This is a genomic window from Proteus terrae subsp. cibarius, assembly GCF_011045835.1.
In the GTDB taxonomy this organism is placed as follows: domain Bacteria; phylum Pseudomonadota; class Gammaproteobacteria; order Enterobacterales; family Enterobacteriaceae; genus Proteus; species Proteus cibarius.
Genome location: NZ_CP047349.1, coordinates 2,815,839 through 2,835,013, shown reverse-complemented (window position 1 = coordinate 2,835,013; position 19,175 = coordinate 2,815,839). Strand labels below are relative to the sequence as shown.

The window sequence follows — 19,175 nt, the reverse complement described above, 5'->3', positions numbered from 1 at the left end:
AAAAAGGTGTGGCTATAAGGCCACACCTAAGAGGTTATTGTTATGAATTTATTCGATTTAAATGGCAAGGTTGCTATTGTTACAGGTTGTAATACTGGGTTAGGTCAAGGTATGGCTATTGGTTTAGCAAAAGCCGGTGCTGATATTGTGGGCGTTGGAATTCAAGATGCGCCTGAAACTCGCCAACAAGTAGAGGCATTGGGGCGCCGTTTTCATTACATTACGCAAAATTTAATGAAACAAGATGGATTACAAGCGCTGGTGGATGAAGCAACTTCTGTTATGGGGCGCATTGATATTTTAGTAAATAATGCTGGTATTATTCGCCGAGAAGATCTTTTGGAGTTTGGTGAAAAAGATTGGGATGATGTGATTGATATTAATCAGAAAACACTATTCTTTTTATCTCAAAAAGTGGCTCGCCAATTTGTGAAACAAGGAGAGGGGGGCAAAATAATTAATATTGCTTCTATGCTCTCTTATCAAGGGGGTATTCGTGTACCTTCTTACACCGCAAGTAAATCTGCAGTAATGGGACTAACTCGCGCATTGGCGACTGAACTTTCTCAATACAATATCAATGTAAATGCAATTGCTCCGGGCTATATGGCAACAGATAACACTGCTGCTCTGCGTGCTGATGATGCTCGTAATGCTGCTATTTTAGAGCGTATTCCTGCTGGACGTTGGGGAACTCCAGAAGATGTTGCAGGTCCTGCAATTTTCTTAGCCTCTAAAGCCAGTGACTATGTTAATGGATTCACCATTGCCGTTGATGGTGGTTGGTTAGCTCGTTAATTTCATGGAGAAATAGGATGGAACACGCTAATACAGAGGCTTTGCAAAGAGAGCTTGTATTACAAAACATGAAGCGAGTGTATCGTTATCAATCGGCTAATCAAGTTCGCAGTGTTCGTCGCCGTAGTGGTAAAACCCGTTTTATTAAAGACACAGATTGGGAACGCGGTGTTTTATGGAGTTGTGTAAGTGCAGCATGGCAAGCTACACAAGATGAAGAATATCTTAATGGCATATTGAATTACACATTACATACAGGGTTTAGAACAGGTCCTAATGCGCGTTTTGCTGATGACCATGTTTGTGCACAAGCTTATTTGGCTATCAGTCCGCTTTTTGAGCAATCTGAAGTGATTGAACCAACAATCAAAGCATTTGATATCATGCTCAATGAACCTAAGCCTGGCCGTGAAGATTGGTGGTGGTGTGATGCACTTTTTATGGCGCCTCCAGGATTTGCTGCATTAGCCGAAATCACCAATGAGCGACGTTATTTAGATTATATGCACACAGCTTATTGGGATGCGATTGACCATTTACGTGATCCTGAAACAGGGCTTATCTTCCGTGATCATCGCTATATTCCTGATAGTCAAGGCAATGAATTACGTGAAGCTAATGGTGAAAAAGTATTTTGGAGTCGTGGTATTGGTTGGGTTTTAGCTTCGATACCGCGTATCTTAAAATATATGCCTGATGATTATCATGGTCGTGAACGTTATATTGCATTATTTAAAGAATTAGCGACCTCCATCCTAGATTATCAACATGAAGATGGTTTTTGGCGGACTAGTTTACTCGATCCTGATAATTTTCCTGCACCAGAAAGTTCAGCAACAGCGCTATTTTGTTATGGGCTAGCATGGGGAATTAATCAGGGAGTATTAGAGAAAGATGTGTATTGCCCCGCATTAAATAGAGCATGGTCAGCATTACAAACCTGTATTCATGACAATGGCATGATAGGTTGGGTTCAACTTCCGGCATTTAACCCTCGTGAAGTGAAGTTCGAACATAATATGGATTATGGTGCTGGTGCTTATTTATTAGCAGGAAGTGAAGTTTTAAATCTTTTGTAAAATTGCTAGAGCTTTGATATTGACGCTTTGTTGTTTTTCTTGCGCTTTACATGCCTTCCGCGCAATATTTTCCTATCTAGGATGCCGACTAAAAATAAGGTCGGCTTTTTTATTTTTAATATAATAAGAGGTAACAGTAATCTGTTACCTCTTATTTTAAATTTGGGTGCTTAGATAAATACACAATTATTGAAAAAGGAAACTGTGGGGGAGTGCTCCCCCACAAGATTAATATAAAGTAAACGCTATATTAACCTGAATAGTTAAATATCCAGTAGTTGGTATGAATAAATAAGATATTTACTCTCTAATAATACGTGATTCGATATTATCATCGTCACGATCATCAGCCCGATTAAAGAATATTTTTTCATTTCCTCTTGCACTCCGATAAAGATAGAGGCAAAATCAAATTGTTGGTGTTTGAGTCCGCCTCGGTGAATATACAATATATTTTCCGGGGCTTTTCTCTTTCTGGTGTTTGCAAAATGCTTGAACCAGATTGATCCAAGCACCCGTGCAGAGAATAACAAAATAATCATCGGGCACAACACATTTATTTTTAATAATAAAGCTAGCGATTTGTTTTTGCTTTTTTAAATAATTAATTTGTTAATTGAGATAAATAATAAAATAAGAGGTAACAATAATCTGTTACCTCTTATTATAAATTTGGGTGCTTAGATAAATACACAACTATTGAAAAAGGAAACTGTGGGGGAGTGCTCCCCCACAAGATTAATATAAAGTAAACGTTATATTAACCTGAATAGTTAAATATTCAGTAGTTGGTATGAATAAATAAGGTATTTACTCTCTAATAATACGCGATTCGATATTATCATCGTCACGATCATCAGTCCGATTAAAGAATATTTTTTCATTTCCTCTTGCACTCCGATAAAGATAGAGGCAAAATCAAATTGTTGGGTATGATTTGGCCTCGATTAATGTTAAATAACGTAATCGGGGCTTTTCTCTTTCTGGTGTCTGCAAAATGCTTGAACCAGATTGATCCAAGCACCCGTGCAGAGAATAACAAAATAATCATCGGGCACAACACATTTATTTTTAATAATAAAGCTAGCGATTTGTTTTTGCTTTTTTAAATAATTAATTTATTCGTTAATTTATATTTAATAAAAAAGAGTCTCGATATTCTTATGTCGAGACTCTTTAGTTTAAAAGTTACGAAATTTACTTAACTAAATTAATAACAGTAGGTGTTGCCTGTATGGTTGTTGTCGTAATAAGAGTGTTGTTATTGTAGTGCTTAATAATAACACCGGGTTGAGGTGTTGTTAATTTCCATATTCCTTTTACGGTAATAGTACTATTTGTTGATTGCGATTCTGCTGTAAGCCAATGGCGAGAATAAACACTAACTTCTATTTGATCACCTTTATCATCAAATTGATCTTTTTCTCGACCTTGATATAAATTTAAATCTGGATTAACAATACTTAATGTTAATTGCTGATTTTGTATTTTAGCCATGACCATAACCGGCGCATCACTGGATAATAATGTTGCATCCGCTGACTTTAACTGAGTGGCTTCAAAAAAAGCATATCCCTCTTCTTGGGTTATTTTATCTTTTACCGCATGAAGCTGATCATTATGTTGTAATACTATGTATTCGGGAGCTTTATTATTTTGTGCTTCGATAGCTATTGCATATTCATAATTTGCATTACTTGGTGCTTTACCATGATAAATAACAGCTGTTGCAAATAATTGTTCTGTCGGTTTTGAATTTCTATCATCAAGTGAATGTTGTTTTTGATAACTAAACTCTACGGTTTGTCCTTTAGTCAACTTATATAAATTACCGGCAGGATCAATTAAAGTATCTGCATTATTTAAAGTTAACTGAGTACCTAATTGATTAATCTCTTTGCCATTAATTATCACTGATTGTAATTTAGGAACAGCGAACTGGAATAGTGTTGTTTCTGTTGAATGTTGCTTATCATCATTTTCAATACCTGAGCCTAAAGCGATCACTCTATTATCAAATAAGAAATAGGATTTATTTGCCTTCAAGCTCTGTTGTTGATATTTACTGTGGCCATGTAATTTCATAGCAAACATACTGTTGTTATTTAATGTATTGGCACCAGAATAACTCTCAGTTGAAAGCAACATTTCTTCAATACCCGCACTAGGCAATTGATTAAGTTTTGCCTCAAGTTCGTTATATGGAAGATGGATTGTGGTTGTTCCTGGGTATCGATTCCAATCCCACCCAGCATGGCTAAACCCTGATTGAGTTAAATTAGCTGGAATAATTTCTAATTGTCCATATTGTAAATAGCGTCCATAACGATTGTTATTCTCATAACTTTCATTACCAACAAGATAGCGACTAAAACCACGAGCAATTGCAAGCCAGCTTTGTTGTGGTGACTGGGCTGATGCTCTGCGTTGTATTGCCATTGACGCATAATTCATTGCCCATGCACCAACAGGTTCATTTTCAGCCTTAATACCTTCAAAATGTGCTTTGTTATCTAATTTTGCATAAGCGGCAGATAATGTGGGATCTAACTTCTGTTTACCATCAGGAGTTCCTGCTAAGGCCATCCATTTAAATGGAGCTATTCCAATTTTATGTAATCCTGTGGGATGACGGCCACTTAATACCACAGGAATTTGTGTCTCTTTAGTGTAGATCCGCATTTTTAACAGAACATCTTTTAAACGCTCATGAGCTGAAGTTGATAAGCGAAAAGGAGAGTCACTTAATGCATAAACACTCGGTGCTAAACCCCCAAATGCGTCTTTAGCGTAGGCTGGATAATGTTGTGAATGATGAAAAATAGAACCATCAGATTTAAAACCACCGGCAACGCCTTTTGAACTTAGTATGGTTTTATTGAGCCAGTTTTGCAGTTGTGCTAAAGCTTGTTGGCGTTGTTGATAATCTGGCAACATCAGTAAGCTTTTTATCATCCACTGTAATTGAGTATTGAGAATATCAACGTTCGCATCAACGATTTCATCATCTTTTTCGAAAATCCGTCCACTGGCGTTGTACCACATCATCGCTTGCTGAGTAGGGGCTAAGAGGTTGTTTTTTGCGAGAATATGACGACCAATAAACCATGCATCAAAAAGCTCTCTGGTTTGATAGCCAACATGAGTAATAATCTGATAACCACTACCTCGCGTAAAACCTTGTTCAAGAACGTAACGAGTTCCTAATAAATAGAGATCTTCTAATTTTTTTCGATCGGTTGCTGATAAGGAATTACTACGCAAGTAAATAGCAGTTTGAAGAAGTGTTTTACCCACATCTCTTAGCATATTTGCATCAAGCAATGCTTGTTTTGTCTCATCACTAAATACACCTTCGACTTTCATAAAGTTTTGCCGGTTAGGATGATCTAGTGCTTTCCCTGTTATTGAACCATCAGCGTGTTGTGTTAATTCTAATTTTTCCCAGAGTGCTAAATTTTTATTTAGCATGTCAGAGGTGATTTTTTTCTCGCTACTAATTCCCTGATAATACTCAAAACGCTGGTAAATCGATGCCATCTCAGCTTGATCGTCATGAAATTCGGTATCGAAATTTAGAGTTGGATAATGCGCTTTAAACATCTGATCGTACATCAGTAAAGCACTCCAGTTTTTACTGACCATGGTATTTACTGCATTGTTTACGTACGGTGTTTGATAGTCAGGAACTGCCCAACGATTATCTAAAGGTACACTCATAATAATTTGATCAAAAAATAGAGTTCCAGCCTGATTTGGGGCTGCTATCACTAATTGATCAAATTGACCTGTTGCTGTGCCTTGCATATCACGAAAAGGAATTGCAATACCTCTCCATCCCGTAAAATCAAGTTGAGTATCGAAACTTAATGCAATTTTATTATTTTGTTTAAATGCAAATGTTAATGGGGAAGATTGAGGTTTCTCATTATAAATCCACATCATAAAAGTGAGTGGTGTCGCTGTATTTTTATCATCTTGGTAATTAACAATATTATTTAGTGTTAATGTTGTTTGTGGTTGATATTGCCATTTGAGTGATTGTTCACCATCTTTAGCATGCTGTTTGCTCAGTGATAATTGATTATTACCTGAAGTGGTGAGGGTATTAGGTATTTCACTCTCAAAGAGATAAATATCACCGAAAGTTTCATGGGAAAGAGAAGGTAATGCCTGTGCGGGTAATGATAAACATAAACTTAATGCTATTGCATGTGCTAAAGGATTTTTTATTAGCATAATCAGATTTCCTGCAAATAAAAAAGGAACGCAAGTGCGTTCCTTTTAGTGATATCAAGAGAGAGGTGAAAGTTTGATTTCTTGTGGAATACCAAAGTAACTGGTAAACGTTAGTTCAGTGTTATCACCTGAAACGTTATATTTTACGTCACTATTTTTATCAGTAGGTTGCCATTTCCCGTTGATGATGACATTGATAGTAACGGCAGTTGCTGCTTTCTGACGTGTCATGTTTAAATCCGGTGTAACAGCACTAACAGTGAGTGTATTTCCTTGATGATGAGTCATCACAATCGCAGGTTTATCAACCTTTTTGATCCATTTATCTTCGATTGAAGCAGATTGATAAAAGGCGTATCCCGTCACGTTGCTGAGTTTATCGTAAATAATATGAACATCTTTATCTTTACGAAGAACCTGATATAACCCATTATTTTCACGGAATTTTTTAGCCATCTCTCCCATTTTTTCAGGAGTCGCATCTAAAAAGACCATATACTCATAACTGGAATCTTTAGGTTGAACACTGTGATCAATCCAGGCTGAACTGAAGTTTCCTTCTGTTGGCTGGCGATTTTTATTTTCAGCCGAAGTCTGGTGTTGACGACTGATATTCACTTTTTCAGCTTGAGTAATTAAATAACCATTACCGTTGCTATCAATTAACCAATCACCTTGTTTTAGTGTTGCTTGATAAGGAAACGCTTCAACTTTTTGCCCATTAATCCAAATGGTATTTAATGATGGCGTTATGGCATGTTGAAATAAGGTTGTTTCAACATCTTTATTCTTATTACTGCTATTTATATTGCTGCCAATAAAAATTAAGTGGTTATCAGCGGCTAATACACTCTTTTTCGCAGTAAAATTAGGATCAAAACGCTCAAGATTAGCAGGATAAATCAGATCGAATGCCATCATGCCATATTGACCTTCAAGAGCTGATGTCCCACTAAATCCACGCTCGCCACGTTGCATTAATGTATGAGGTTTAGGGCTGTCTAATTCTTTAAGAGGAAGATGAATTGTGGTTGCCCCTGGCATTCTATTCCAATCCCAACCTTCTTGCTGATAGCCTTGTGAAAGCTGCGAACCATTATTCACTATTTGAGCGACACCATGACTTTGATAACGACCATAACGGTTATCTTTGTTATAAATTTCAGATGACCAAACATTGGTATTATAAGCTTTCAGTGTCACCATTTTATCTTGCCAGCGATGAATACCAAAAGCCCCACCATTAAAGGCATAGAAACCTTGAGGTAAAGCAGCTGGTGCAATAGTTTCTCCAAAAATAGCTTTCGATTCGCTTTGTGTTTTATCACTTATTGCAAGATAAATAGACGCGAGTGTTTTATCTGGAGACGGTTTTGCAGACATGGCAAGCCAGTAGTAGCCTTGTGCGACGGATTTTAACGAAGGTGAGTTAAAAGGGTGTCGCCCAGCAAGAGGTAACCCAACTTCAGGGTTACTGTAAATCCACGCTGAAACCATTGCTTTTTTCAGGTTATTCCAACCGCTTTCACCCACTGAAAATGGTGTGCCGCGTAGTAAATAAATAAGCTGAGAGGCATTTTTAAAGGCAGGGAAAGAGTAACCTGGATAGTTACCTTCATGGCGCCACGCTGTGCCATCAGGACGTAAACCATCTTTACCGCCTGGTGGTACTTGAGTTAACGCCCCTGTGATGTAATGACTGAAAGTATTAACTAAGTTGATGCGTTTTTGATCATCAGGCTCTAGCAGTAATAAGGCTAAGTGCTGACGAGATAAGGTGTTGAAATAGTCTAAGTCTGAACTATCTGCTCCTACCTTCATATCAAAACTACTTTTAAACTCTCGTGAATACCACAGTAATGAGTCATAAACTTGAGTTTGTAGTTTTGCTTCTTTTAAGGCATCAGACATTAATAGTGTAGAAATGTACCACCAACGAGAACTGTATCCCCAGTGATGGGTTGTGACTAATGCACTCCCTTTAACAAAGCCTTGGTCTAATAAATGCTTTGTCATTAATAAGTACATCTGTTTTAACTGGGCTTTTTGTGTCGGATCTTTTTCAAGGACATAAGCACGGCTGATATTAAACATTAATGTTGTGTAGTTACCAAGAATGACATAATTATCAAAAAGTCGCTTATCTTGAGCATTAAGGTTTTCTGGCTGATAAATAATGGTTTGTTTATCCGTGATCAGATGTCGCCCTTGTATTCCACCATCCGCTAAAGTACGAATATTGAGTGCATCAAAGTCACTTTTTAATTTACTAATATTTTCTTCTAGTGCGAGATTTGTCTCTTTTTCACCACCGACAAATTCATTAATCAAGCGTTGACGAATAAGATCAATCGCCGCTAAGTTTTCAGGTGTCACGGGTAACTGAGGTTGCACGTTATGAAATTGGATCTCAGGCTCTGATAAGCGTGTTTTAACTTGATAATCAGACCATTGATAGCGAGCATCATCGATAGAAAACATAATGCGATCGATATAGATTTCACCCTGACCTACATTAGATGGGGCTTTAAATCGAATACTGTCGACATTAGCACCTAAAGAGCGACCAATGCTGTCTTGAGTACCATCAGAAGAGGTATTCATTGCATTTAAGGTCATCTCTCGATTTTCAAGATCGTTATTTAAAGAGAGCCCAACAGCACGCCAGCCAGTGAAATTTAGTTTTACTTTAAAACCCGCTTGTGCTTCGCTCGTTGAATTCAGTTTCTCTCCAAAATCGATAGTAAGATAGCCATCAATGGGTTTTTCATTATAAAGCCAAAATGATAAAACAGGTGTTGATGCACGTCCCCATGCTTTAGACGCTTCTTTATCTGTTGGGACAATAAGTTTTTTATGCAAAGTAAAACTGCTGCCACCTTTCCATTTCCACAAAAGGGATTGGCTTCCCATAACACTACGCTTATCAGATAACGTCAGTGTTGAGTTTTTATCTGATGAAAAGTCCGCTAATGGGTTACTTTGCGCAAAGTGATAGATTTCTGACTGCATCAGATTTTTAGGATCAAATGCAGGATTGCTGGTAGCTGCAAGTGCATTATAAGGGGCTGATAATAGCCCCAGTGTCATAGCAAGTGCAGTAAAGCGAAATATCGGCATTATTTTCTCCTTAGAAACGTTGGCTAACGGTGAAGCCAATGCGTCCTTCATTGAATTTGTCATAACGCTGATATCCCATTGTTGTGCCTAAATTTAACGATTGGGAAATATCGAGATTTGCCCCTAATTCAGCACTAATAATGTCGCCACCAACACGATTTCCTTTAATATCGAAGGTGTTTCCTCCAGTATTAAAATAAGTGAGGCTATGACGTTGATTAATATTATTGTCACCTGCAATATCTTTGAAATAACGCAGATTAAGGGATGGAGTTAATTTGCCATAAGCGGTTTGATAGTTATTCCATAAAGCAACTGAACCACCTAATTGATTAACAGCATAGCGTTGGCCATAAGTTCGCATAGATAATGTAGAGCCCGTTTCTTCCCATGAATCAATATTTAGCCATTGATATTGGTAAGTCAGCATTGGTTTAATATGGATGAAATCAAAATCAAAATAGGTTCCAGCGTTAATTTGATAACCTAATTGCACACCAGAATAATCACCTTTTGCTTTGGTATTTCCTTCCCATCCTGTATTACCACCGATATCTCGTTCGCTATCGACAGTGTAATAACCAATATTTAAATTACCGTTTAGGAATAATGTGTCACTATACCAACCGGTGTAAGGCATAAATTCAAAATGGTTAATTTCTTTACTTGCGTTACGTTGTTTGGCATCAGCTTTTGCGTAGTTATAAGCAAAAGAAACACCGATCAGAGCATCTTGATTAATTTCGTAATCAGTACCGATTTGAATGCCTGTGCGGTAAGTGTTGTAACCGTTAACTCCACCTTGATTGCTTTGCGTACCATAACCGTACAGCACATTAGCCCAGCTATTCCAGCCAGCTTCTCTTTCTTCAATAGGCAATTGGTTATCATAGCGTAAATATCGATGAGCAATATTATTGCGCATATCTTCAACCATGATTAATCCCGCTTGAATATCACTACCATCGGCTATAGGGGCTAAATCATTCGATAATGCAGCAATATTATTATCGTCATTTCCAGCTGCGACTAATAGACTCAGTGCTTCATCTGAAACTTGGCTACGCGTATTATTAAATTCATTTAGTACAGTTGGAATAACAAAGTTGGCTGCTGCTAATCCATTTTCACTGGCACCGCCACGCTCGGCAGCACTAATAAAGTTATTACCACCTTCGTAGCTAATACCATAACGCGCAACTAATTGGTTACCACTAACACCACCGCTAATATTAGGTGGTGTAGTCTCTAACCATGAATCTGTTTTTTCTAATAAAGGAGAAATATCGGGTGCAATAGCATTTGCATCTGTAACCGTAATCCCAGCTTCATCTTTAATAGCTGAATTGGAAGAAATTAAAACAATATCTTTATTTATGATGTTATCGACACTGGTGCCTTTAAAATCTAGCTTGGCTTGGCTACCTTTCTTAAAAGTGACATCACCGTCAACATGAAGAATAGTTTCATCGGTATTGGTATTGTCATCAAGGCGGAAAATAAGCTGGCTATTTTCCTTATTCATGAAATTACCTTCCCAGTGGATCGTTCTATCTTTTCCTTGGATAGTTAAATTACCGTGGTTTTCAATTAATGGAACACCTGTAATTTTATATCCATCAAATAGGGCATTTTGAGAACCACCTTGATAAGCGAAATTTATTTTAGTATCCGCATGGCCATTTCCTAAAATATCACCGTGGATCTCACCATTTACATCACTTCTAAAACCTGTTTTCAGTGTTCTAAAATCAATGGCTGCGGTTTTTCCACGAATAATAGCACCGTCTCTAACATAAACACCTGTACCTCGTTTAGGGAAATCGCCTTCAACCAATATGGCTGTGCCATTTTCACTGGTCACATTAGCACCATTTAAATTGATATTACTGCTAAAAGAAGCCCCTTGATTTATTTTGATGGCACTGGCTCCATCACCAGTAACAGTAATATTTTTTGTAATTGCTTGGGCTTTGTATTCTGTTGATGAGCCATTAAATACAACTCCATCACCTTGAGAAACAGTAACATCTTTATTTATTTGAGCCGTATTCCCGTCATTAATATTAACTGTTTCGCAGATATTTAAAGTAGGATCACATTCTGCCGCCCATGCTGAACCATAAATAGCTGATAAAATAGCAGCGCTCAAAAATAACAATTTTTTATTTTTCACAATATAACTCCATGAACAATTATATGGTTTTAATTATTAGAATGTTGCTCGGAATGAAACTTTGAAATAATCTTGAGTTGATTTACTACCATCGTTTTTATTTTCAACTCGTTCATTATAATATTCCGTCATGACTCGCCATTGAGGTGATATTTGATAAGCCATTTGTAAGGTATAACGTGTCATATCTTTTTCGATATAAACGCCTTTGTTTGTCCTATCTTCTATTTTTCCGAAAATAGATTTACGCATTGATGGAGAAACAATTAATCCTACTGGAGTTGTCCAGTTTACATACATACGTAATTGTTGATTATGGTTTGTTTCTTTTGTGTCATATTCTTCATGTCGTATTGCTTGTTTACCACCATCAAAATAAGCCACAGTTGTATTAATATTAGGAGTGATAAAATAACGTAGACCAGGTTCAATTTCCCAGCCTAAATAATCCGTATTTGTGATACCATTACTGCGTTTGTCTTCTTTCTTTTGTAAGCCAAATAAAACACTACCGGTTAAAACCCAATCTTTATTAATTGGAAATTGGTAATTGGTTTTTGATTCATAAAAATCAATAGTTAAGCGACTACCATTATCATAGTTAGTCAGATCTTGACGTACTTTTAAACCAGGTTGGATCCAACCATTATTTAATTTAAAACGATAACTACCCTGTAAATCATAACGCTGATAACGATTTTTATTGTCATGCTCACGTTGACGAAAACCAACATCGAAATACCAGTTAGACTTATCTGGATTAATATTAAAATCTACACGATAACCAGCATAGTTATTGGGTGTATCGTAATCTGCCGTTTCCCAAGAAAACATGGCATTGACATTAGCTGCCTGAGAATGAAAAGAAGTTAAACCTAAGCCAAGAAGAGGTAAAAAAAGAGCAATACGAAGTTTGTTCATGGTATATATCCAATTCTTTATTCGCTTTTATTTTTGTCAAATTTTAGGTGTAGGACATTTTTCCCTTTATTTTATTAAAAGGATTTTTTATATCAGCGAATTGGGTTTATATATAGCGCCATAAAGCTATGGCGCAGATATTTTTATTATTTTTCTTTACATGTCGATATTGTTTTATTTAATTTATTGGTTGTTGCCGTAATAAATTCAGTGGCGCGCCAAGAATCTCCTGTTTTTTCCAACCAAGGGGTTAATTCTTCTTTAATTAATTTCTCAATTAAAGGCATATTATCTTTGGCAATATTTTTCATTTGATATGGATCATTCACATTGTCATATAAAGTATATTTCAATGGTTGCCCATCTTGTCTATCTATAACCAAAGTATGAGTTTTAGTTCTTACACCTCGTTTACCAAATGAAGGTTCACCATAAGGAATAAAGAGATAAAGCTGAGAGTTTGCTGTGTCGCCTTTGCCTGTCACTACTCTATCTGCAAGATCAGTACCTTCTACTGAATCAGGGATCCATTCTGATAAACCAAGTAGCCCTAAGATAGTCGGATAAATATCAGGTGCTGACATGAGTGCATCGTCAGAACCTGGTTTAATTTTACCTGGTAAACGAAACATCATAGGAACACGCATGGATTCTTCATAAGGATTATTTTTTGTTGCTTGTCCATTTGCCCCTAAGCAACTGCCATGATCAGAGAAGAACACAACGAGAGTATTATCTGCAAGGCCTTGTTTTTCTAATTCATCTACGATGCGACCAAATTGCTCATCAACACCGTTGACCATTGCCATATATTCTTTGAAATATTGAGGGCCATAGCCTTCTTGATATTCAGTATCCCACTGTACATTAGGGCGTGTATTTAGCTCTTTTGACGTTTTACCTTGATAAGCATCGAGGTATTTTTTCGGTACTTGATCATAAGGTGAATGAGGTGGATTCATTGAAACCACTAATGCAAATGGTTTCGAATTGTCTCTAAATTGATTGTTTTCATTTTTGAGGAACTTGATTGCCATATCAGCTTCATGTTCAGGTCCCCACTGATCAATGTAAATTGGCTTATCACGAGGGGTATCGTTTGCCCAATACATTGGTTTTAAATGTAAATCGTAAGTGCCATAAGAATACCAAAAATCAAAACCATGGCGTCTATCTGGTGCCGCCCATTCATTCCAATAGCGACCTTCCATTGGATTGTTGTAACTTTCAATAAATGGTTCGTAAGGCGCATCAAGATGCCATTTACCAATATAACCAGTACTGTAATCGAGAGATTTTAAAACATCAGACCAACATTTGGCATAAGGCGATAAATCAATACCCACTTTGCCACCATAGTCATGTGCATTTCCTGTAATACCATTACGAACAGGGTATTGACCTGTCATAAACATGCCACGAAATGGTGAACAAAGAGGGTAGTTTGAAGCCATCTGCGTCATTACTTTGGCTTGCTTCGCAAATTTATTCAAATTAGGTGTAATTGAAGGGTCTTCCCCCATAAACTGTAATGCATGAGCACGCATTTCATCTGGGAAAACAATTAATAGGTTAGGGGCATTCTCTGGACGCGACCGCGTGTTAGAAGCCGAATTCCCTGAATTAGCAATAACAGGGGTAGAAACAGTCATTGCTGCACCGCTGGCTGCGAGTCCTTTGATAAAAGTTCTGCGGGAAACAGTCATTGCTTCCTCCTATTTTACGTTTACTTTCGAATTGGTGTCTTTTATCTTATTTATACTTTTGTATAAGATCAAAAAGTAAGTTAACGAAAGATCAATAATTGAAAGGGAGATCACAGAATGATGTCAAATTGTAAGCAATTTGGCAGCCAAAATAGGAGTTGGAATATTGTTAAGAATAGATTAACTTTTTATTGTTTTATGTATTATACTGATTTGTATGGTTATTATTTGTTTTGTGATGGCGATAGCAAAAATACTTAAAAGCCTCTATTTTTAGCTAGAAAACTGAATAACAGAAAGTGTAAGTATTTTTCTTTCGTTTGTTTTCATTGTCCTTTAATGACCCACCAAGATGTGCCTTTAAACTCAAAATTTTTAACGATCTCCATACCTAGTTTTTGATGGGCTTTTAGTGACCGAATATTTTCACTATTCACAAATGCAATAGGATGCCCGCCATGTAAAGAACAGATCTGCTGGTAGAGATCTTTTAATAGGGATTTTCCACGGTGCAATTTATCTATACAAACAGGGCCGTAAAACCAATTATTTTGTGTTATTTCTGGAAAGTGTTGATTAATAGCTTGAGCAATTGGAGGGATCGAAAAAGAGGTAACAGGAAAGCTAAAAACAACAGCTACAATATTTGCTTGGTAAAGTGCAATGATGGCGTTAGTGCTACTTTGATACATCGCCTCAACTTTATTTAGAGGGTATTCGCCATATAATCCACCTTGCTGAGATTCAGAATTTGCCTGTAATAATAGTGCGACTGCATTAATATCTTTAGCGGTCATTTTTTGAAATATATAATTCATTTTTTATTCCTTTTTTCTCTAGCTTATAATTCTAGTATATAAAAAATAGTCTATATTACAAAAAATATATTAGAGATACTAAAGTTAAACTTATCGATCTCTCTTTAAATGACGCATTTTTATTAAATTTCTAATTATGTTTTTTATAAATAAGCAGTAATATTACTTAGATATTACCGCTTTAATTATAAAGTTATTTTTTAATAATAATCTGATTATAGAAAAGAAAATCGATTACCAACCATACGCTAATCCACCGCCAATAATAATTTCCTTTTCACTATTAATGGAAGAGTTTAATCGAAATGCAATGTCGTTATTCGGTTTATATTGTACACCTCCAGCAAATGCTGTGCCTGTTCGATAATTACTAATACCGATTCCGCCGCTTAAGGTGTGATGAGAAAGATAAGGAATGCTAGTCATTGCAACAGATGAAGCAATGCCAGCAAATACTTTCTTCTCTAACGCGATAATTTCTTTATCTAAATTTGCAATTGAATCTGTGATTTCAGCTTGTCTTTTTCTATAATAATTATCAAAATTATTAACATGGGTTTTGAGATCACTGATATCTGTACTGACAGTTCTTTTTAGTTGATTGATGGCGTTAGTTGTTGTTCTATTTTTATCTACCAATTTTTTAGTTTGAATAAGATTTACTGCATCTGTATTATTTTTACCATCACTAATATTGACTAATCGAGAAGTATGATTATTCTCAATATTACCAAATGACACTGTATTTTCTTCTGTTGCTAATGAATTAGTTCCTATAGCAACTGAATGTGTATTTTTAGCTTGGCTATTTGTTCCTATTGCAATTGAACCGTTACCAGATGCTTTACTTTTTTCACCTAATGAAATACTGGGAATACTTACGATTATTGGTTTTTCTTTATTTTCTTTTATTAAATGAGTGTTTGAATAAGAAAAGGTTGGAAATAAGAAAACAATTAAAAATAATTTTTTAAATAGCATTTAATTTAATCCTTTAATGATCTTTGGTGGTATGAATTAATGCTAAATGATTGCTTTTCTCATCACAAATGAAACATTCTGTATTTACTCTTAAAAAAAGTTTTAAATAAGATACTAAGCTATTTAATATTTGGTTAATAGTTGAGGATATATTCAATTAAATATTATTTATAAAAATTATTTATTTTATGAAAAACTGCACCTTAATTAAGATGCAGTTTGAGATAAAAAAATCATTAACGTTTTTTTCTAAAAGCAAAAGCGACGGAAATTGCTTGTAGTAAACACATTGTTGATGTTTGAGAACGAAAGGTTTTTATTTGAGCTTCTTTAACTGTTAAACAAACATCGCTTAGACTCGCTAATGGGCTAATTGGACTATCAGTAACAATAATCTGTTTTGCTTCTTTGTAAGTCGCCATTTCACACATTTTTTGCATTTCATCTGAATACGGGTGGAAGTGAATGCCAAAGAGCACATCACGATGTGTAATATTTCTCAATTGCTCTTTGTACATACCACCTAAACTGTTAACAAAAACAGTCTCACAAGGGATATGCGAGAGAGCATGAAAAAAATAACTTGCAGCACTGAATGAGTGATGAAAGCCACAAATATAAATTGTTTCAGCGTGTTCCAGTAATTGTAATGTTTTATTTAACATTTCTCTGTGAGTCTGATTTGCCAATTGTTGCAATGAATGGCTATTTGCTTGCGCAAATTCTTGCAAAATATAGGCAGGCTCATTCAGATTAGGAGGCTCCTCTTTATATTTTTGTTTATAAGTTAAATTTTCATTTTCGTTTACCATTTCATTCATCAGATGGTTTTGAAATAATTGTTTCATTTCATTAAAGCCATTGAAATGAAATGCGTTGGCAAAACGAATTAATGTCGATGGAGGAACATTTGCTTTATCTGCAAGGATCGCAATTGTATCAAATGCCACACTGTTTTTATTATCAAGTAGATAATGTGCAACCTGCTGTAGCCTTTTACTTAATCCATTATAGCGGGAGCGAACTTGTTCCTGTAGTTCATTCAGATTTGTTGCAGTAGACATAGTGCCCTCAATAAAAATACTATTGTAATTGTAGTGTTTTTTGCTTGGGATTTGAATGTTTTTAGCTAATAGTAATTAAAATGAAATATAGAGTTAATTCCAAGTAAATGAATAACCTAAAGGTAATTATTTGATGTTTAAAACTCTATTTTATTTATTCTTTATTACTTTTATTATCACTTTGTGAAATTAATTTTCTTTATTTGCAATTAAATGAAATTATTATTTCGTTCAGCTAAGGTGATATTAATAATGATATTGGGTTTATTTGAATGGATTAACCGTATTTGACATTATTAATTTTATATTACTGGGAGTTTAACTTAGGTTGTTATTTTTGCTTGCCAATGTTATCTCTATTTAAAATGTGAAGTGTTTTAATATCTTTGTGCGCGATGATTGATATTTATAATACGACACTTGTTTTATTTGTTAATGATAGTAATTTATCACTATCTTAATTTAAATTTATTTTTATTGGTTGAAATTTTTATATGCAAAACGATTACTCGTGGATTAATTTATTAATGCACTATTGTCATGATCACTACTCAGAAATGATGCCTGTTATATTTTTTGTTTGTATTGTTGGTATTATTTTTGGTGTTGTACGTGAAATGCGCTGGTTATCCGTTTTTTTTACGGTTCCTCTCATTATTATCGTATTTTGTTTAATAAGTTCTAATTTAGAATAAGTAAAAAAATGCAATTGTTTTTATGGTTGGACAATTGTTATATTTTTCTTATTTCGCTTTTTATTTTTACTTCTTTATTTATTCTTTTTCTTATGTATATAAACACCTGCCAATACACCCATCTTATTTTGAAAAAAGCCTGATCCAACAATGTCATTGATTAGATAATCAACATAGTGACTAATAAGAGCTTATTACTTATTGATTATTATTGATAATGATAAGCAAATTATTTGTTGAATTATAGGCTAACAATTTATTCTCAATACACTAAACTAGATAACATTATTTTAATGAATTAGAAACTATTGGGTTTTTATTATGCAATGGCGAAATAATGTGTCTAGCTATGGGCACTTATCACTCCTTTTACACTGGGGGTCAGCGCTGGCTATCTATGGCATGTTTGCTTTAGGACTGTGGATGGTAACGTTAGGATATTATGATAGTTGGTATCATTCTGCACCTGAAATACATAAGAGCATTGGTATTCTTTTATTTATTATTCTGATAGTGCGTGTGATTTGGCGTTGGATCTCACCACCACCTAAAGCTTTATCAAGCTACAGTCAATTGACACGTATTAGTGCCCATATTGCACATATGCTTCTATATTTAATCTTATTTTCTATTCTGATTAGTGGTTATTTAATTTCAACCGCAGATGGACAAGCTATATCTGTATTTGATTGGTTTTCTGTACCTGCCATTTTTACAGGGGAAGCCGAACAAGCGGATTTAGCGGGTGATATTCATCTTTATTTAGCTTGGGCAGTGGTTTTGTTATCGCTGTTACATGCGGCAGGTGCTTTAAAACATCATTTTATTGATAAAGATGTTACGTTAAAACGCATGTTAGGAATGCGAACTAAATAATTAAACTTATAAAACGAAATTATGGAGATAACAATGTTTAAGAAAGCTTTATTAGGTTTAACCGCAGGTGCGTTGTTATTTAATGCAAGTACTGCTTTAGCAGCAGATTATACTATTGATAAACAAGGCCAACACGCATTTGTACAGTTTCGTATCCAACATTTAGGCTATAGCTGGTTATACGGCACTTTTAAAGATTTCGATGGTACATTTAGTTACGATAAAGAAGATCCATCAAAAGACAAAGTTGATGTTGTGATTAAAACAGGAAGCTTAGATACTAATCACGCAGAACGTGATAAGCACTTACGCAGCGCTGATTTCTTTAATGCAAGCAAATACCCTGAAGCTCGATTTGTTTCAACTCAAGTTACTCGTGATGGCGAAAACTATGTAGTTACAGGTGATTTAACATTAAATGGTGTGACTAAACCTGTTTCATTAAATGCAAAATTAATTGGCGAAGGTACTGATCCTTGGAAAGGTTATCGCGCTGGCTTTGAAGCAACAGGTAAAATAAATCTGAAAGAGTTTAATTTTAAATCAGATTTAGGACCAAAATCACAAGAAGCAGAATTAATTATCTCTGTTGAAGGTGTAAAAAAAGCGTAATTAAATGCTTTTTTAGAGCAATAAAGGCTCTTATTACCTAGATGATTTATAAACCGATACTTTAACGTATCGGTTTTTTTATGCACAATT

At 35.3% G+C, this 19,175-nt stretch carries 12 protein-coding genes; 4 read left to right on the top strand and 8 right to left on the bottom strand.

The features are described 5' to 3' along the window. Positions 1-42 precede the first annotated feature (42 nt). On the top strand, positions 43-798 hold the full coding sequence (gene kduD / locus GTH25_RS13125; protein WP_075673693.1) for a 2-dehydro-3-deoxy-D-gluconate 5-dehydrogenase KduD: 756 nt from the start codon (positions 43-45) through the stop codon (positions 796-798). A gap of 17 nt (positions 799-815) precedes the next feature. Then, positions 816-1,877, top strand: coding sequence for a glycoside hydrolase family 88/105 protein (locus tag GTH25_RS13120; protein WP_164530630.1), 1,062 nt, complete (start codon positions 816-818; stop codon positions 1,875-1,877). A gap of 1,197 nt (positions 1,878-3,074) precedes the next feature. Here GTH25_RS13120 and GTH25_RS13115 read toward each other — a convergent pair. The 8 genes from GTH25_RS13115 to GTH25_RS13080 all read right to left on the bottom strand — a co-directional run bounded on the left by GTH25_RS13115 (position 3,075) and on the right by GTH25_RS13080 (position 16,902). Further along, positions 3,075-6,116 (bottom strand): chondroitinase family polysaccharide lyase, encoded by a 3,042-nt coding sequence (locus GTH25_RS13115; protein WP_164530629.1) that lies wholly within the window; start codon positions 6,114-6,116, stop codon positions 3,075-3,077. A 54-nt stretch (positions 6,117-6,170) separates the two neighbouring features. Beyond that, positions 6,171-9,236, bottom strand: a complete 3,066-nt coding sequence (locus tag GTH25_RS13110; RefSeq protein WP_156734464.1) for a chondroitinase family polysaccharide lyase — start codon at positions 9,234-9,236, stop codon at positions 6,171-6,173. A gap of 10 nt (positions 9,237-9,246) precedes the next feature. Beyond that, positions 9,247-11,412 carry an autotransporter family protein gene (locus tag GTH25_RS13105; protein ID WP_099659288.1) on the bottom strand — a complete coding sequence of 722 codons (2,166 nt, stop codon included), beginning with the start codon at positions 11,410-11,412 and terminating at the stop codon, positions 9,247-9,249. A gap of 36 nt (positions 11,413-11,448) precedes the next feature. Then, positions 11,449-12,333 (bottom strand): OmpG porin family protein, encoded by an 885-nt coding sequence (locus GTH25_RS13100; protein WP_075673698.1) that lies wholly within the window; start codon positions 12,331-12,333, stop codon positions 11,449-11,451. Between the two features lie 146 nt (positions 12,334-12,479). Next, complete coding sequence (locus GTH25_RS13095; RefSeq protein ID WP_075673699.1) at positions 12,480-14,039, bottom strand: sulfatase-like hydrolase/transferase; 1,560 nt, start codon at positions 14,037-14,039, stop codon at positions 12,480-12,482. Positions 14,040-14,365: 326 nt separating this feature from the next. Next, positions 14,366-14,857 (bottom strand): N-acetyltransferase, encoded by a 492-nt coding sequence (locus GTH25_RS13090; protein ID WP_075673700.1) that lies wholly within the window; start codon positions 14,855-14,857, stop codon positions 14,366-14,368. A 234-nt stretch (positions 14,858-15,091) separates the two neighbouring features. Continuing rightward, on the bottom strand, positions 15,092-15,838 hold the full coding sequence (locus GTH25_RS13085; RefSeq protein ID WP_164530628.1) for a YadA-like family protein: 747 nt from the start codon (positions 15,836-15,838) through the stop codon (positions 15,092-15,094). Positions 15,839-16,074: 236 nt separating this feature from the next. Next, the gene (locus GTH25_RS13080) at positions 16,075-16,902 is read right to left on the bottom strand and encodes a MurR/RpiR family transcriptional regulator (RefSeq protein ID WP_075670703.1); all 828 of its coding nucleotides are present in this window, start codon (positions 16,900-16,902) and stop codon (positions 16,075-16,077) included. 1,016 nt (positions 16,903-17,918) lie between these two features. On the opposite strand from GTH25_RS13080, the gene GTH25_RS13075 reads away from it, so the two are divergent. Both GTH25_RS13075 and GTH25_RS13070 read left to right on the top strand, forming a co-directional pair. Next, positions 17,919-18,473: a cytochrome b gene (locus GTH25_RS13075; RefSeq protein ID WP_075670707.1), complete on the top strand. Its 555-nt coding sequence runs from the start codon at positions 17,919-17,921 to the stop codon at positions 18,471-18,473. A 33-nt stretch (positions 18,474-18,506) separates the two neighbouring features. Then, positions 18,507-19,085, top strand: coding sequence for a YceI family protein (locus tag GTH25_RS13070; RefSeq protein ID WP_164530627.1), 579 nt, complete (start codon positions 18,507-18,509; stop codon positions 19,083-19,085). Positions 19,086-19,175: the final 90 nt, after the last annotated feature.

Coding starts and splice junctions, on each gene's coding strand:
- kduD (WP_075673693.1), top strand. CDS start 43: ATGAATTTATTCGATTTAAATGGCAAGGTTGCTATTGTTACAGGTTGT.
- GTH25_RS13120 (WP_164530630.1), top strand. CDS start 816: ATGGAACACGCTAATACAGAGGCTTTGCAAAGAGAGCTTGTATTACAA.
- GTH25_RS13115 (WP_164530629.1), bottom strand. CDS start 6,116: ATGCTAATAAAAAATCCTTTAGCACATGCAATAGCATTAAGTTTATGT.
- GTH25_RS13110 (WP_156734464.1), bottom strand. CDS start 9,236: ATGCCGATATTTCGCTTTACTGCACTTGCTATGACACTGGGGCTATTA.
- GTH25_RS13100 (WP_075673698.1), bottom strand. CDS start 12,333: ATGAACAAACTTCGTATTGCTCTTTTTTTACCTCTTCTTGGCTTAGGT.
- GTH25_RS13095 (WP_075673699.1), bottom strand. CDS start 14,039: ATGACTGTTTCCCGCAGAACTTTTATCAAAGGACTCGCAGCCAGCGGT.
- GTH25_RS13090 (WP_075673700.1), bottom strand. CDS start 14,857: ATGAATTATATATTTCAAAAAATGACCGCTAAAGATATTAATGCAGTC.
- GTH25_RS13085 (WP_164530628.1), bottom strand. CDS start 15,838: ATGCTATTTAAAAAATTATTTTTAATTGTTTTCTTATTTCCAACCTTT.
- GTH25_RS13080 (WP_075670703.1), bottom strand. CDS start 16,902: ATGTCTACTGCAACAAATCTGAATGAACTACAGGAACAAGTTCGCTCC.
- GTH25_RS13075 (WP_075670707.1), top strand. CDS start 17,919: ATGCAATGGCGAAATAATGTGTCTAGCTATGGGCACTTATCACTCCTT.
- GTH25_RS13070 (WP_164530627.1), top strand. CDS start 18,507: ATGTTTAAGAAAGCTTTATTAGGTTTAACCGCAGGTGCGTTGTTATTT.